Below are 14,304 nucleotides of genomic sequence, written 5' to 3'. Positions count from 1 at the left end.
GCTCACTCCGCCGCCAGCGGCGCCTCGGCGCGCGCCTTCGCCATCGCCGACAGTTCCGCCATCAGGCCCGATGCCCGCGCGATCGCGTTGGTCAGGTAGAAGTCCCGGATCGCATAGCGGAAATCGGCCTTGCCGGGGGCGGCGACGGGCAGCGCCTGCCAGGCGTTGTCGGCCACCGTATCCACCCGGCCAAGATGCGGATGCGCAGCGACCAGCGCCTTGCGCAGGCCCGCCAGCGTGTCCCAGGGCTGGGTGGCGCCAAGTTCGGCCGACAGCGCGCGCAGGATTGCCCAGTTCTCCTTTGCCTCTCCCGGGGCGAAGCCCGCGCGGAAGGCCAGTTGCGGGCGCCCTTCGGTGTTGACGAACAGGCCGTTCTCTTCGGTGTAGGCGGCGGCGGGCAGGATGATGTCGGCCCGGTGCGCGCCACGGTCGCCGTGGCTGCCCTGGTAGATGACGAAGGCGCCGGGCGCGATCTCCACCTCGTCGGCGCCGAGGTTGTAGACGACCTCCGCGCCCTCGAGCGCGGCCAGCCCGCCCTCGGTCACCGCGCCCACGTCCAGCGCGCCGACGCGCGCGGCCGCCGTGTGCAGGACCAGAAGCTTCGCCCCCGCGCCCTCGGTGTAGCGCATGACCTGGCTCAGAACCGCCTCTCCGTCCGCCTCGTTCAGGGCACCCTGGCCGACGATGACGATGGTATCGTCCTTGGCCTGGACCTTCGCCACGAGGTCGATCAGCGCCTTCCTGTCGTTACCGAAGTGGTGATAGTCGTAGGTGAGATCCACCTTCGGCCCGATCAGCCCGACGCGCGCCCCGGCCGCCCAGGCCTTGCGGATGCGGGCGTTCAGGACCGGCGCCTCGGTGCGCGGGTTGGTTCCGACCAGCAGGATGACCTTGGCGCGGTCGATGTCCGCGATCCTGGCGGTGCCGACATAGGCCGAACGGTTGCCCGCCGGCAGGCGCGCGCCGTCGACGCGGCATTCGACCGAACCGCCCTGCCCCTCGACCAGTTGCTTCAGGGCGAATGCCGCCTCGACCGGGGCGAGGTCACCAACCAGGCCCAGCACCTTCTTGCCCTTCATCGCCGCCGCAGTGGCGGCCAGCGCCTCGGCCCAGGTGGCCTTCCTTAGCTTGCCGCCCTCACGGATGTAGGGCGTGTCCAGGCGCTGTCGGCGCAGCCCGTCCCAGACGAAGCGGGTCTTGTCGCTGATCCATTCCTCGTTCACGCCGTCGTGGTTGCGCGGCACGATGCGCTTGACCTCACGCCCCTTGGTGTCGACCCGGATCGAGGAGCCGAGCGCGTCCATCACGTCGATCGTCTCGGTCTTGGTCAGTTCCCAGGGCCGTGCGGTGAAGGCGTAAGGTTTCGAGGTCAGCGCGCCGACCGGGCAAAGGTCGATTATGTTGCCCTGCAGGTTCGAATCGAGCGTGGTGTTGAGGTAGGAGGTGATCTCGCTGTCCTCGCCCCGCCCGGTCTGGCCCATCTGGGTGATGCCCGCGACCTCGGTGGTGAAGCGCACGCAGCGCGTGCAGGAGATGCAGCGCGTCATCGTCGTGGCGACTAGGGGACCGAGGTTCAGATCCTCCGACGCCCGCTTCGGCTCGCGGTAGCGGGAGAAGTCGACGCCATAAGCCATTGCCTGGTCCTGCAAATCGCATTCCCCGCCCTGGTCGCAGATCGGGCAGTCGAGCGGATGGTTGATGAGCAGGAACTCCATCACCCCCTCGCGCGACTTCTTCACCATGGGCGAGTTGGTCTTGACGACCGAGGGTTCGCCGTTCGGGCCGGGGCGCAGGTCCTTGACCTGCATCGCACAGGACGCGGCGGGCTTCGGGGGGCCGCCGACCACCTCGACCAGGCACATCCGGCAGTTGCCGGCGATCGACAGCCGCTCATGGTAGCAGAAGCGCGGAATTTCCACTCCCGCCTCCTCGCAGGCCTGGATCAGCGTCATCGACGGATCGACCTCGACCTCGATGCCGTCGATGATGATCTTGCGGAGATCAGCCATGTTTCCTGTCCTTCACGTCCCGCGCGGGCACCCCGCGCCCGTTCATTTTTCGTAGATCAGCGAACCCGCATAGGTGTTCGCGGCGATTTCGGCGCGACCGAGGTCGCAAAAGGTTTCGGCCTCGTCCGCCTTCGCGCCATGGGCGCTCAGGTAGGCCTCGGCCTTCTCGTAGATCTTCGCGCGTTCGGCGTCGTCGCGCAGGAACGCGCGCACCACGTCCTCGCTGTAGCCCAGCCCCCGCACCTCGCTTTTCAGCGCGTTGCTTTCCGACAGCACGCGAAACAGGCGCGCGCCGATCGTCGGGCAGGTGCGGCGGATGCGGTCCGCGACGCGCACCGAGACAAGCTTGTCCACGATGGCGGCCTGTTCACCAAGCGGCGGCAGTGCGGCCGCGGAAGAGGCGTCGGCCAGAAACAGCGCGAAAAGCGCCGCCATTGCGCGGGTGATCATGCGTTTCATCGAATGTCCTCCGGGGGCGGAGTGCCCCGTGACACCGATGATGGGGCCAGCCCCCCGATAGGCAATAACAGCCCCGGTCATGAGCGCCCTCCGGGCGGAGTGTCGCCGACAGGCGGCCAGGGCACGAAGGCCAGGACCAGAAGCGGCACCAGCGACAGGATCATCGGCAAGAGGAACGCAAGGCCGAGAAGCCCGCCGCCCATGTAGTAGCCGCCGCCGATCAGAAGCCAGCTGACCAGGGCGCTTGCCAATGGAAGCGCGGCGATGCCAAGCACCGCGCCGCGGAAGCCAGCCTTCTGCATCACCACAAGGTAGAGGACCGAGGCGATGAGCGGGCTTATGAAGGAAAAGATCATCATCACGCCGCTACTCCGCCGCCCGGCACGGGCCGTCCGTCGGCGCAAGAAGTCGCCCGGCGTTCAGATCCGCGAGGTGGTGGCCGGCGGGCATCATGCTCACTCCGCCGCGACCGCCGAGATGCGGCCGGTCTTCTTCGCCTTGATCCGGTCCTCGATCTCGTCGCGGAACTGCCGGATCAGGCCCTGGATCGGCCAGGCGGCGGCATCGCCAAGGGCGCAGATCGTGTGGCCCTCGACCTGCTTGGTCACGCTCAAAAGCATGTCGATCTCCTCGATCTCCGCCTCGCCCCTCACCAGCCGGTCCATGACCCGCATCATCCAGCCCGTGCCCTCGCGGCAAGGCGTGCACTGGCCGCAGCTTTCGTGCTTGTAGAACTTGGAAAGCCGCCAGATCGCCTTGATGACGTCGGTCGACTGGTCCATCACGATCACCGCCGCGGTCCCGAGGCCCGAGCGCGCCTCTCGCAACCAGTCAAAATCCATGATCGCGTCGTCGCACTGCTGGGCGTTCAGCATCGGCACGGACGAGCCGCCGGGGATCACCGCCTTGAGGTTCTTCCAGCCGCCGCGGACGCCGCCGCAGTGCTTTTCCAGCAGTTCCTTCAGCGGGATCGACATCGCCTCCTCGACGACGCAGGGGTTGGCGACGTGGCCCGAGATGCCGAAGAGCTTCGTGCCCGCGTTGTTCGGCCGCCCGAAGGACGAGAACCAGGTGGCGCCGCGGCGCAGGATCGTCGGCACGACGGCGATCGATTCGACGTTGTTCACCGTCGTCGGGCAGCCGTAAAGGCCCGAGGCGGCCGGGAACGGCGGCTTCATCCGCGGCATGCCCTTCTTGCCCTCGAGGCTTTCGAGCATCGCGGTTTCCTCGCCGCAGATGTAGGCGCCGGCGCCGTGGTGCAAGTAAAGGTCGAAGTCGAAACCCGACTTGCAGGCGTTCTTGCCGATCAGGCCGGCGTCATAGGCCTCGTCGATGGCAGCCTGAAGCGCCTCGCGCTCGCGGATGTATTCCCCGCGGATGTAGATGTAGCAGGCATTCGCCCCCATCGCGAACGAGGCGATCAGGCAGCCCTCGACCAGCGTGTGCGGGTCGTGGCGCATGATCTCTCGGTCCTTGCAGGTGCCGGGCTCGGATTCGTCGGCGTTGACCACCAGGTAGGACGGGCGACCGTCGGATTGCTTGGGCATGAACGACCATTTGAGGCCGGTCGGGAAGCCCGCGCCACCCCGGCCGCGCAGGCCCGAGTCCTTCACCTGCTGCACGATCGCGTCGCGGCCCATCGCGAGGATCTTCGCCGTGCCGTCCCAGTGGCCGCGCTTCATCGCCCCTTTCAGGCTGCGGTCGTGCATCCCGTAGAGGTTGGTAAAGATCCGGTCCTGATCCTTCAGCATCTCAATTCCTCATCTCTCCGGGCGCCGGGTGCGCCGCCAGATCCGCCAGGTTACCGCGAACGCCCAGACGAACGCCGCCAAAGCCATCAGGTCGAACAGTGCCGCATAGCGGCTTGACGGCTCGACCAGCCATTGCGCGGCGACCCAGAGGGCACCGGCCACGGCAATCACGATCGCGACAAGCCGGGCCTGCCGGACCTGGCTCATGTCGACCTCGTCTGGCTTTCGCGCCGCCATTCTCACCCCTTCCCCTTGCGGGTCTCGACGATCTCGCGGGCCTGCCGGACCCATTCGTCGCGGGTGATGCGGCCGTGAAAGCCCGTCATCTTCTCATCGACGAGCGCGATGTCGCGCGCCCGCCAGCCGGCGATCTGGTCGAAATGCCAGACCCCGACCTCGTTCAGAAGCTGTTCCAGCCGGGGACCGATTCCCCGGATCAGCTTCAGGTCGTCGGCCTTTCCCCCGCGGGGGGCCGACAGGAATTCCGGCGCGCCGCCCTCGCGCGGGCGCTGCGCCCGTGCCAGCGCCGCATCGAGCCCGCTGACCGGCCGCGCCGCGTCATGCGCGCCCGACGGCCCGCTCGCCGGCCCGCTCGGAGCCGACGCGCGCGGCGCACGCACCACGCCCGCCTCGGCCACGACCCGCGGGGCCGCCGCCGGGTCGGGCGCCGCAGAGGCCTCCGCAGGGGGCGCCGCGGGCGCCACCTCGTCGTGCGGCGCGCGGGCCGGGCACAAGACACCAGGCCCCAGAACGCCACCCAAACCCGCCACGAAGGCACCGATCAGAACCGAGGGGACCAACGCGACACCCGCCGCAAGGTGCAGAAGCAGGGCCGCCAGGACCCCCAGAACCGCCGCGCCCAGCCAGCACCTCGTCCGACAGGATGACTCCGTTGCTTCCGCCATGTCCCCCGATCCCCGCCCCCGACGGGGCTATTGCAGTTCCCTCAACCCTTTCCGCCTTCCGCAAGTTCACGCGCCTGCGCGACCCAGCCATCGCGGCTGACGCGGCCCTTGAACCCTTCGAGATTGTCATCCACCCACGCGACCTCGGCCGGGCCCCAGGCCGCGATCTGGTCGAAGTGGAAATAGCCCAGGCCGTGCAGCAGCGCCTCAAGCTTGGGGCCGACGCCCTTGATCAGCTTGAGGTCGTCCGCCCCGCCCTTGCGCGCGGCCTTCAGGCCCCGCGGCTTCTTCGGTTTCTCCGCAGCCGCCGGAACCGGAGCCGGAGCGGCAGCTTCAGCCGCCTTCGCCGGTTTCGCCGGCTTCGCGGCTCCTCCCAGCCAGGGCGTCAGCAGCGGCACCTCGGTCCCGTCGATGCGCTTGATCCCGTCGCGCAGGTCCATAGCGCGCTGCACCGACCCGTTGTACTGCGTCCGCCCGCTTTCGAGGTCCTTGAGCGAGGTCAGCCCCTTCAGCGGCTCCGACGCATAGCGCCCGTTCTGCGGCCCCGGCACCGGCAGCTTGCCCGCGGCCAGTTCGTCGAGAAGCCGCGACAGGCTCTCAGCCGTCAGATCCTCGTAATAGTCCTTGCCGATCTGGGCCATCGGCGCGTTGGTGCAGGCGCCGAGGCATTCGACCTCTTCCCAGGAAAACTTGCCGTCCGCCGACAGGGTGTGCGGCGTGGCGGCTATCTTTTCCTTGCAGACGCGGATCAGGTCCTCGGCCCCGCAGATCATGCAGGACGTCGTCCCGCAGATCTGGATATGCGCAACGGAACCAACCGGTTGCAGCTGGAACATGAAGTAGAACGTGGCCACTTCCAGCGCCCGGATATGGGCCATGCCCAGCATGTCGGCGACATGCTCGATCGCCTTGCGGGTCAGCCAGCCCTCCTGCTCCTGCGCGCGCCACAGAAGCGGGATGATCGCGCTGGCCTGACGCCCTTCGGGATACTTCGTCATCTGCCCCTTCGCCCAGGCGAGGTTCGCGGGCGTGAATTCGAAGGTGGCGGGCTGATCGTGGTGAAGGCGGCGAAGCATGATCTAGATGAATCCCCTGGCGATGGTCAGGATAGCGGCGGTGGCGGCGCCGATGACGGCGCCCATGACCAGACGATTGCCCGTCCGGGCGCCCAGGACCGCGGCAAGGCCCGAGGCCGCGCCGAGGACCAGCGTCCAGAGGTTGATCGTCACGTCGGGCATCAGCGGTCGATCTCCCCGAACACGACGTCCATCGTGCCGATGATCGCGGCGACGTCGGCCAGCATGTGACCCCGCGCCATCCAGTCGAGCGATTGCAGATGCAGGTAGCCCGGCGCGCGGATCTTGGCGCGGTAGGGCTTGTTGCTGCCGTCCGACTTCAGGTAGACGCCGAATTCGCCCTTCGGCGCCTCGACCGCGGCATAGACCTCGCCCTCGGGCACGTGGAAGCCTTCGGTGTAAAGCTTGAAGTGGTGGATCAGCGCCTCCATCGAGCGCTTCATCTCGCCCCGCTTCGGCGGCGTCATCTTGCCGCGCGCCAGCACGTCGCCCTTGCCCTCGGGCGCGCGCAGCTTGGCGATGGCCTGGTGGATGATCGAGGTCGATTCCCGCATCTCCGCCATGCGGCAGAGGTAGCGGTCAAAGCAGTCGCCGTTCTTGCCGACCGGAATCTTGAAGTCGAACTCGTCGTAGCATTCGTAGGGCTGCGCGCGGCGCAGGTCCCAGGCCATGCCCGATCCGCGCACCATGACGCCCGAATAGCCCCAGTCGAGCGCGTCCTTCTCATGCACGATGCCGATATCGGCGTTACGCTGCTTGAAGATGCGGTTATCGGTCAGAAGCCCGTCGATGTCGTCCAGCACTTTCGGAAAGGCCGTGGCCCATTCCTCGATGTCGTCGATCAGGTCGTCGGGCAGGTCCTGATGCACGCCCCCGGGCCGGAAATAGGCCGCGTGGAGCCGCGCGCCGCAGGCCCGCTCATAGAACACCATGAGCTTTTCGCGCTCCTCGAAACCCCAGAGCGGCGGGGTCAGCGCGCCCACGTCCATCGCCTGCGTGGTGACGTTGAGGAGGTGGTTGAGGATGCGCCCGATCTCCGAATAAAGCACGCGGATCAGGCTCGCACGGCGCGGAACCACGGTGCCGGTCAGGCGCTCGATGGCCAGGCACCAGGCATGTTCCTGGTTCATCGGCGCCACATAGTCGAGCCGGTCGAAATAGGGCAGGTTCTGCAGGTAGGTGCGGCTTTCCATCAGCTTTTCGGTGCCGCGGTGCAGAAGCCCGATATGCGGGTCGGCGCGTTCCACGATCTCGCCGTCCAGTTCCAGCACAAGGCGCAGCACGCCGTGCGCGGCCGGGTGCTGGGGCCCGAAGTTGATGTTGAAATTGCGGATCTTCTGTTCGCCGGTCAGCGCGTCGTTGAAAGTGCCGTCCATCACTTCGCCCCCTTCTCGTCGCCCGGCAGGATGTAGTGGGCACCTTCCCAGGGGCTCATGAAATCGAACTGCCGGTAGTCCTGCACCAGCTTCACCGGTTCGTAGACGACGCGCTTTTCGGCCTCGTCGTAACGAACCTCGGTGTAGCCCGTGGTCGGGAAGTCCTTGCGCAGCGGATGGCCGCGGAAGCCGTAGTCGGTCAGGATGCGGCGCAGGTCCGGGTGGCCGGAAAAGAGGATGCCGAACATGTCGAACACCTCGCGCTCGAACCAGTTCGCGGCCGGATGCAGGGCGCAGAGCGAGGGCACCATGTCGTCCTCGCGCGCGGCCAGCTTCACGCGGATACGCTGGTTCCGGTACATCGAGAGGAAGTGGTAGACGACGTCGAAGCGCGCCGGCCGTTCGGGGTGGTCGACCGCGGTGATGTCGACCAGCGTCGAGAAGCGGCAGTTCTGGTCGGCGCGCAGGAATTCGACGAAATCCTCGATCCCGGCAAGCGTCACGGTGACGTTGAGCTCACCGAAGGCGACCTCGGTCGCGACGACCTCGTTCGGGCGCTTCAGTTCGATATGGGCGGCAAGTTCTTCCAGGGCTGCGGACATCGTCTTCTCCTCAGCGCACGAGCGTGCCGGTGCGGCGGATCTTCCGCTGCAGTTGCAGGATGCCGTAAAGCAGCGCCTCGGCCGTCGGCGGGCAGCCCGGAACGTAGATGTCGACCGGCACGATGCGGTCGCAGCCCCGGACCACGGAATAGCTGTAGTGGTAGTAGCCGCCGCCATTGGCGCAGGAGCCCATGGAGATGACGTAGCGCGGCTCCGGCATCTGGTCGTAGACCTTGCGCAGCGCCGGGGCCATCTTGTTCGTCAGCGTGCCGGCGACGATCATCAGGTCGGACTGGCGGGGCGAGGCGCGGGGCGCGGTGCCGAAGCGTTCAAGGTCGTAGCGCGGCATCGAGGTGTGCATCATCTCGACCGCGCAGCAGGCCAGGCCGAAGGTCATCCAGTGAAGCGAGCCGTTGCGCGCCCAGTTGATGATGTCCTCGGTCGTCGTCAGCAGGAACCCCTTGTCCTGCAACTCGCGGTTCAGGGCCTGGGTCGCGACCTCGCGGTCGGCGCCGGCGGTGTTCGCCCCCGTCTGCACCTTGTCGGTCATCACGCCCATTCCAGCGCCCCCTTCTTCCACTCATAGGCAAAGCCGACCGTGAGGACGGCCAGGAACACCATCATCGACCAGAACCCGACCATGGAGATGTCCTTGAAGGCCACCGCCCAGGGAAACAGGAACGCCACCTCGAGGTCGAAGATGATGAAGAGGATGGAAACGAGGTAGAAGCGTACGTCGAACTTCATCCGGGCGTCGTCGAAGGCGTTGAAGCCGCATTCGTAGGCCGAAACCTTCTCCGGGTCTGGGTTGCGCACCGCGATCACGAAGGCCGCGAGCAGCAGCACCAGCCCGAGGCCGATGGCGATGGCCAGAAAGATCAGGATCGGCAGGTATTCTCTGAGGAGTGTGTCCAAGGGGCGGCTCCTTCTTCGCGGCGCAATGCGCCTGCGGCATGTGGCTTCTGAGCCGTTTACTCTCCCGCCATGGCGGGGTCAACCGAGGCTGACCGCGTTCGCTCATTTCATGTCGAAGCAGCACCTTGCGTCGGCCCCCCCGGCGCGCGACCCACACCCCGCGATTGACGGAAACCGCCCGCACATGTTCTTCTTCCTCACTTTTCCGCTCGGTTCCGGTCAGGAAAATGTGATGACGACCAAGGACGACACGCAGACCAAAGCACTCCAGAAGGCGAACTGGCGCGCGTTCCGGACCTGGCTGAAGCGACACGGCAAGATGATACTGCCGATACCGGGTCTGGCCGTCCTTTATGCCGGCTATGCTCCGAACGATGTGCGCGAGTTCCGCAACCTGGCGCGCAACGAGGACTCCCTTCGGCGCATGTGGGAGATCATCAATGATGTCGAGAGCAACGCGCGCACCTATACCGGGCGATCGCACCTGGACACGCTGCACAGTGTCCTCAAGCGCCTGAGAGGCCCCCTGCCCGAGATCTACGAGGCAACGGGTTCGAACGCCGGGGCAACCCGGGACGGGCAGGCGATCCGAAAGAAATACGCCAACATGCTCGACTGTGCGGACGCTCTTGCCTCCGACGAGTGGCAGCTTCTGGGGGCGAGCGAAAGGCGCCTCGTCTGGGACATGCTGTCCAGGCGCTATGTCCAGAACGCCGGACCCGACTTGCAGATATGGGAGGGTGCACGCGCGGACATGAAACAGCTCGACAGCAGCTTCATCATGATCCGGACGGAGCTGCTGGAACTCTCCAGGAAGAAGGACGCCTCGCCGGAGCTTCTGAAAACCGTCGAAAAACTGCTCAAGAGATATCAGGATCACTACGAAAGGGTCGGCAAGTCCATCGACGAACATCTGCGGCGCGTGCAGCAGAATCTCAGGAAGATCGAGCGCGAGGGTCGCTGAGGCACCTAGCCTTTCCAGCCGGGCGCGCGCTTGTCGAAGAAGGCGGCGATCCCCTCGCGCGCCTCGTCGCTTTCCCAGCGCGCGACCAGGGCGGCGATGGTGGCGGATATGGTGCCCTCGTCGATCGGCGGGCCGAGGCGGCGGGCCAGGGCCTTGGCCTCGGCCACCGCGCCGGGCGCGCAGGCGAGGTAGGGGGCGACCTCGGCCTCCACTGCCGCGTCGAGGTCGGCCGGGTCGACGGCGCGGGCCAGCAGGCCGAGCGTCACCGCCTCCTCTGCGCCGAACAGGCGGGCGGACATGAAGACGCGCCGGGCCATCGCCTCGCCCATGCGGGCCAGCACATAGGGGCCGATCGTCGCGGGGATGAGGCCAAGGCGGGTCTCGGTCAGGCCGAAGCGGGCACCCGCCGCGCCCACCGCCACGTCGCAGACCGCCATCATGCCGACGCCGCCGCCGAAGGCGTTGCCGTGGATGCGCCCGATCACCGGCTTCGGGCAGGTGTTGATCGCCTGCAGCATCATCGCAAGCTTGGTCGCTTCGCGTGCGCGCGTGGGACCGTCGGCCGCCATCTGCTCGCGCATCCAGCCCAGATCGCCGCCCGCGCAGAAGCTTTCGCCCGCGCCCGCCAGCACGATCACCCGCACCGACGGGTCGCGCCCGAGCTGCTCCGCGGCCTCGGTCAGTTCGGCGATCATCTGCGCCGACAGCGCGTTGTGCTTGTCGGGCCGGTTCATGGTCAGGCGGGCCACGCCGCGCGCATCATGCTCGATGGTGATCGTTTCGGTCATTCTGTCCCCTCCCCCGGTCCCGCGCGCATCGCCCGCGCCATCGCCGCCGCCTCGGCCAGACGCGCGGGATCGAGCCCGGTCCGATAGCCAAGCGCGACAAGCCGCGCATCGACCGCCTCGGTCGCCACGTTCCCGGCCGCACCCGGCGCATAGGGGCAGCCGCCAAGCCCGCCCACCGCCGCGTCAAAGACGCGCAGGCCGCGCGCCAGCGAGACCTCGATGTTGGCGAGCGCCCGGCCCGCGGTGTCGTGGTAGTGCCCGGCGAGGCGGGCCGCGGGCATTTCGTCCAGCACCGCCGCCAGCATCGCATCCACCGTCTCGGGCCGGCCCTGCCCGATGGTGTCGCCAAGGCTCACCTCGTGGCAACCCATGTCGCGCAGGGCCGCGGCCACCCGCGCCACCGCGTCAGGCGCCACCCGCCCGTCATAGGGGCAGTCGGTCACGACCGAGACATAGCCTCGCAGCGCGATCCCGTCGGCCCGCGCGGCCTCGGCCACCGGGCGGAAACGTTCGAGGCTTTCGTCGATCGTGCAGTTGAGGTTCGCGCGCGAAAACCCCTCCGACGCGGAAGCGAAGATGGCGACCTCGTCGGCGCGGGCGGCGCGCGCGCCCTCGTAGCCCTTCAGGTTGGGCGTCAGCGCCAGGTAGCGCACGCCTGGCGCGCGGGTCATGCCTGCCATCACCGCCGCGCCGTCGGCCATCTGCGGCACCCATTTGGGTGAGACGAAGCTTGCCACCTCGATCCGGCGGAAGCCGACGCGGTTCAGCGCGTCGACCAGCGCGATCTTTTCGGCCGTCGGGATCAGGCGCTTTTCGTTCTGAAGCCCGTCGCGCGGCCCCATCTCGACGATTTCCACGAAGTCAGGCATCGCTCACCTCGTAGAAGTCCTGCGCGTAGAACGCCTGTCGCCCATCGAGCGCGCGGGCGCGCCGGTAGCCGGGCCGGGCGGTCACGCGGTCGAGATAGGCGCGGATCGCCGGAAAGGCGTCCAGCCGCACGAAATGCGGCGCCGCCAGAAGGTTGTAGCCCAGCATCGTGTCGGCGCCGGAAAAGCCCCCCGACAGCAGGTGGTCGCGTCCCGTCAGCCGCGCCTCGACCGCGCCGAGGGTCAGTTCCAGCCGCCGGGTGTCGAGCTTCAGGAGCGTCTTCGAGCGCATCGCGGGGTCGCGCAGGAACACCCATTGCAGGTTGAGGTTGGCGATCAGGTGCGCCTGTGTCTCGGCGAAGTGGAGCCATTCGAGGAAGGCCGCGCGCTCGGGGTGCCCGACGGCGCGCCCGAAGCCGGGACCGGGCCGTGTCTCGCAAAGGTATTCGGTTATCGCGCCGCTCTCGAAAAGCGTGATCCCGTCGACATCGAGCGCGGGCACGCGGCCGGCAGGCGACTTGCCGAGGTAGTCCGGATGGCGGAGCGAGCCGTCGGTGATCGAGTATTCGACGATCTCGGGTTCCTCCCCCATCTCGACCAGGAGCCAGAGCACGCGGAACGAGCGCGAGAAGGGGACGTGGTGCAGGCGCGTCGGAGACTGCGCGGTCATGCCTCCTCCTCCAGCCGGATCAGGGCGACGCCCGCCTCCACCTGCTGCCCGGCCTCGGCCAGCACCTCGGCCACGGTGCCGTCGCGGGCGGCGGTCAGGGTATGTTCCATCTTCATCGCCTCCAGCACCGCCAGCCGGTCGCCTGCCTTCACCGCCTGCCCGGCAGCGACGAAGACCGCCTTCACGAGGCCCGGCATCGGCGAAAGCGTCAGCCCGCCGCCCACCGCCTCGGCCCTGCGGTCGAGCGGGTCGGCAAGGTCGAAGTGGAAGGCGCCAGGACCGAAGATGCTGACGCGCCCCGGCGTCAGCACGATGCGCGCGCCCGCGGGTCGGCCGTTCACCCACCAGGCACCGGAAATCAGCTGGGAGTCGGCCGCGTCCCCGTCGATGCGCACAAGCGCCCGGCCGGGGGTGGCGACCTCGACCGTCGCGGTCAGGCCATCGAGCGTCACGGTCCTGAGAAGCGGCGCCCAGAGCGTGAATCCTGCCATCGCGCCGCCGCCCTCGGCCAGCCCCGCCGCGCCGAGGGCGGCAAGCGCGCGCACCGCCAGGTCGGGGGCGGCGGCCTCGGTCAGGGGGCCAAGGTCGCGGGCGATCAGGCCGGTATCGACCTCTCCCCGCCCGAAACCCTCGTGGCGGGCGAGCGCGGCGAGGAAGGACAGGTTGGTGACCGATCCCGCGACCTCGGTCCCCTCGAGTGCCGCGCGCAGTTTCGACAGCGCGATGGCTCGGGTGGGGCCGTGGACGATGATCTTGGCGATCATCGGATCGTACCAGGGGCTGATCGAATCGCCGGGGCGGACGCCGGTATCCGAGCGCGCGCCTTCGGGGAAGCGCAGATGGGTGAGCGTCCCGGTCGCGGGCAGGAAGCCTGCCGGCACGTCCTCGGCGTAAAGGCGCGCCTCGAAGGCGTGGCCCGACAGGCGGATGTCCTCCTGCCGCGAGGTCAGGGCCTCGCCGCTGGCCACCCGCAACTGCCATTCGACAAGGTCGATGCCGGTGATCGCCTCGGTCACCGGGTGTTCGACCTGCAACCGCGTGTTCATCTCCATGAACCAGAAACGGTTGGGGCGAAGCCCGCCCGAGCCGTCGACGATGAACTCGACCGTGCCCGCGCCGCGGTAGCCGATCGCCTCGGCGGCACGGACGGCGGCCTGGCCCATGGCGGCGCGCATCTCCTCGGTCATGCCGGGTGCTGGCGCCTCCTCGATCACCTTCTGGTGGCGCCGCTGGAGCGAGCAGTCGCGTTCGTAGAGATGGACCGCGCGGGTGCCGTCGCCGAAGACCTGCACCTCGATGTGACGGGGCATCGAGACGTATTTCTCGATCAGGACGGCGGGGTTGCCGAAGGCGGTCCGCGCCTCTCCCTGCGCGCTCTCGAGTGCGGCGACGAAGTCCTGCGGCCGTTCGACCAGCCGCATCCCCTTGCCGCCGCCGCCGGCGACCGCCTTGATGAGGACGGGGTAGCCGATCGTGTCGGCCGCGCCGGCGAGATGTTCGGGGTCCTGGTTGGCGCCGTGGTAGCCCGGCACGACCGGCACGCCCGCCTTCTCCATCAGCGCCTTGGCCGCGTCCTTGAGCCCCATGGCGCGGATCGCCTTCGCCGAGGGGCCGATGAAGGTCAGGCCCGCGGCCTCGACCGCGTCAACGAAATCGGGGTTCTCCGACAGGAAGCCGTAGCCGGGGTGGATCGCCTGCGCGCCGGTGGCGCGCGCCGCCTCGATGATTGCCGCGCCCTTCAGGTAGCTGTCGGAGGGGCGCGGCCCGCCGATGCGCACGGCCGCGTCCGCCATCGCCACATGCCGCGCGGTGGCGTCGGCGTCGGAGTAGACCGCGACCGTCGCCACGCCGAGACGGCGGGCGGTGTCGATGACGCGGCAGGCGATCTCTCCGCGGTTGGCGATCAGGATCTTCTGGAACATC

General features: G+C 68.2%; 17 protein-coding genes. 1 reads left to right on the top strand and 16 read right to left on the bottom strand.

What is annotated here, in order from left to right; translation table 11 throughout:
* Positions 1-2: 2 nt before the first annotated feature.
* From nuoG to N5I32_RS03275, 12 genes are all read right to left on the bottom strand, one after another.
* Entirely contained in the window at positions 3-2,009 is a 2,007-nt protein-coding gene (gene nuoG, locus N5I32_RS03330; protein ID WP_261493970.1) for an NADH-quinone oxidoreductase subunit NuoG, read from the bottom strand.
* A gap of 42 nt (positions 2,010-2,051) precedes the next feature.
* On the bottom strand, positions 2,052-2,468 hold the full coding sequence (locus N5I32_RS03325; RefSeq protein ID WP_261493969.1) for a DUF5333 domain-containing protein: 417 nt from the start codon (positions 2,466-2,468) through the stop codon (positions 2,052-2,054).
* 77 nt (positions 2,469-2,545) lie between these two features.
* Positions 2,546-2,827 carry a hypothetical protein gene (locus N5I32_RS03320; protein ID WP_261493968.1) on the bottom strand — a complete coding sequence of 94 codons (282 nt, stop codon included), beginning with the start codon at positions 2,825-2,827 and terminating at the stop codon, positions 2,546-2,548.
* 96 nt (positions 2,828-2,923) lie between these two features.
* Positions 2,924-4,219 carry an NADH-quinone oxidoreductase subunit NuoF gene (gene nuoF / locus N5I32_RS03315; RefSeq protein ID WP_261493967.1) on the bottom strand — a complete coding sequence of 432 codons (1,296 nt, stop codon included), beginning with the start codon at positions 4,217-4,219 and terminating at the stop codon, positions 2,924-2,926.
* 9 nt (positions 4,220-4,228) lie between these two features.
* Positions 4,229-4,426, bottom strand: a complete 198-nt coding sequence (locus tag N5I32_RS03310; protein WP_261493966.1) for a DUF5337 family protein — start codon at positions 4,424-4,426, stop codon at positions 4,229-4,231.
* 32 nt (positions 4,427-4,458) lie between these two features.
* Positions 4,459-5,124, bottom strand: coding sequence for a helix-hairpin-helix domain-containing protein (locus N5I32_RS03305; protein WP_261493965.1), 666 nt, complete (start codon positions 5,122-5,124; stop codon positions 4,459-4,461).
* 41 nt (positions 5,125-5,165) lie between these two features.
* Positions 5,166-6,200 carry an NADH-quinone oxidoreductase subunit NuoE gene (gene nuoE, locus N5I32_RS03300; protein ID WP_261493964.1) on the bottom strand — a complete coding sequence of 345 codons (1,035 nt, stop codon included), beginning with the start codon at positions 6,198-6,200 and terminating at the stop codon, positions 5,166-5,168.
* Between the two features lie 3 nt (positions 6,201-6,203).
* A complete protein-coding gene (locus tag N5I32_RS03295) occupies positions 6,204-6,362 on the bottom strand; it encodes a hypothetical protein (protein ID WP_261493963.1) in 159 nt (52 codons plus the stop codon).
* A complete protein-coding gene (locus N5I32_RS03290; RefSeq protein WP_261493962.1) occupies positions 6,362-7,576 on the bottom strand; it encodes an NADH-quinone oxidoreductase subunit D in 1,215 nt (404 codons plus the stop codon). Before N5I32_RS03290 ends, N5I32_RS03295 begins: the two co-directional genes overlap by 1 nt.
* Positions 7,576-8,178: an NADH-quinone oxidoreductase subunit C gene (locus N5I32_RS03285; protein WP_261493961.1), complete on the bottom strand. Its 603-nt coding sequence runs from the start codon at positions 8,176-8,178 to the stop codon at positions 7,576-7,578. Before N5I32_RS03285 ends, N5I32_RS03290 begins: the two co-directional genes overlap by 1 nt.
* A 10-nt stretch (positions 8,179-8,188) precedes the next feature.
* Positions 8,189-8,728: a NuoB/complex I 20 kDa subunit family protein gene (locus tag N5I32_RS03280; RefSeq protein ID WP_261495914.1), complete on the bottom strand. Its 540-nt coding sequence runs from the start codon at positions 8,726-8,728 to the stop codon at positions 8,189-8,191.
* Positions 8,728-9,093, bottom strand: coding sequence for an NADH-quinone oxidoreductase subunit A (locus tag N5I32_RS03275; protein ID WP_261493960.1), 366 nt, complete (start codon positions 9,091-9,093; stop codon positions 8,728-8,730). Before N5I32_RS03275 ends, N5I32_RS03280 begins: the two co-directional genes overlap by 1 nt.
* Positions 9,094-9,277: 184 nt before the next feature.
* Here N5I32_RS03275 and N5I32_RS03270 point away from each other — a divergent pair, with 184 nt between their 5' ends.
* Positions 9,278-10,057 (top strand): hypothetical protein, encoded by a 780-nt coding sequence (locus N5I32_RS03270; protein ID WP_261493959.1) that lies wholly within the window; start codon positions 9,278-9,280, stop codon positions 10,055-10,057.
* Positions 10,058-10,062: 5 nt separating this feature from the next.
* On the opposite strand, the gene N5I32_RS03265 is transcribed toward N5I32_RS03270, so the two are convergent.
* Genes N5I32_RS03265 through N5I32_RS03250 form a run of 4 tightly spaced genes read right to left on the bottom strand, consistent with a single transcriptional unit; the run spans position 10,063 to position 14,303 of the window.
* Complete coding sequence (locus N5I32_RS03265) at positions 10,063-10,845, bottom strand: crotonase/enoyl-CoA hydratase family protein (RefSeq protein ID WP_261493958.1); 783 nt, start codon at positions 10,843-10,845, stop codon at positions 10,063-10,065.
* On the bottom strand, positions 10,842-11,714 hold the full coding sequence (locus tag N5I32_RS03260) for a hydroxymethylglutaryl-CoA lyase (protein ID WP_261493957.1): 873 nt from the start codon (positions 11,712-11,714) through the stop codon (positions 10,842-10,844). Before N5I32_RS03260 ends, N5I32_RS03265 begins: the two co-directional genes overlap by 4 nt.
* Entirely contained in the window at positions 11,707-12,381 is a 675-nt protein-coding gene (locus tag N5I32_RS03255) for a glutathione S-transferase family protein (protein ID WP_261493956.1), read from the bottom strand. Before N5I32_RS03255 ends, N5I32_RS03260 begins: the two co-directional genes overlap by 8 nt.
* The gene (locus tag N5I32_RS03250; protein ID WP_261493955.1) at positions 12,378-14,303 is read right to left on the bottom strand and encodes an acetyl/propionyl/methylcrotonyl-CoA carboxylase subunit alpha; all 1,926 of its coding nucleotides are present in this window, start codon (positions 14,301-14,303) and stop codon (positions 12,378-12,380) included. Before N5I32_RS03250 ends, N5I32_RS03255 begins: the two co-directional genes overlap by 4 nt.
* Position 14,304 lies beyond the last annotated feature (1 nt).

The organism is Albidovulum sediminis (assembly GCF_025380365.1).
Classification (GTDB): Bacteria; Pseudomonadota; Alphaproteobacteria; order Rhodobacterales; family Rhodobacteraceae; genus Albidovulum; species Albidovulum sediminis.
Note: the sequence above shows the minus strand (reverse complement) of the source record. Positions and strands in the feature narration are given on the sequence as shown.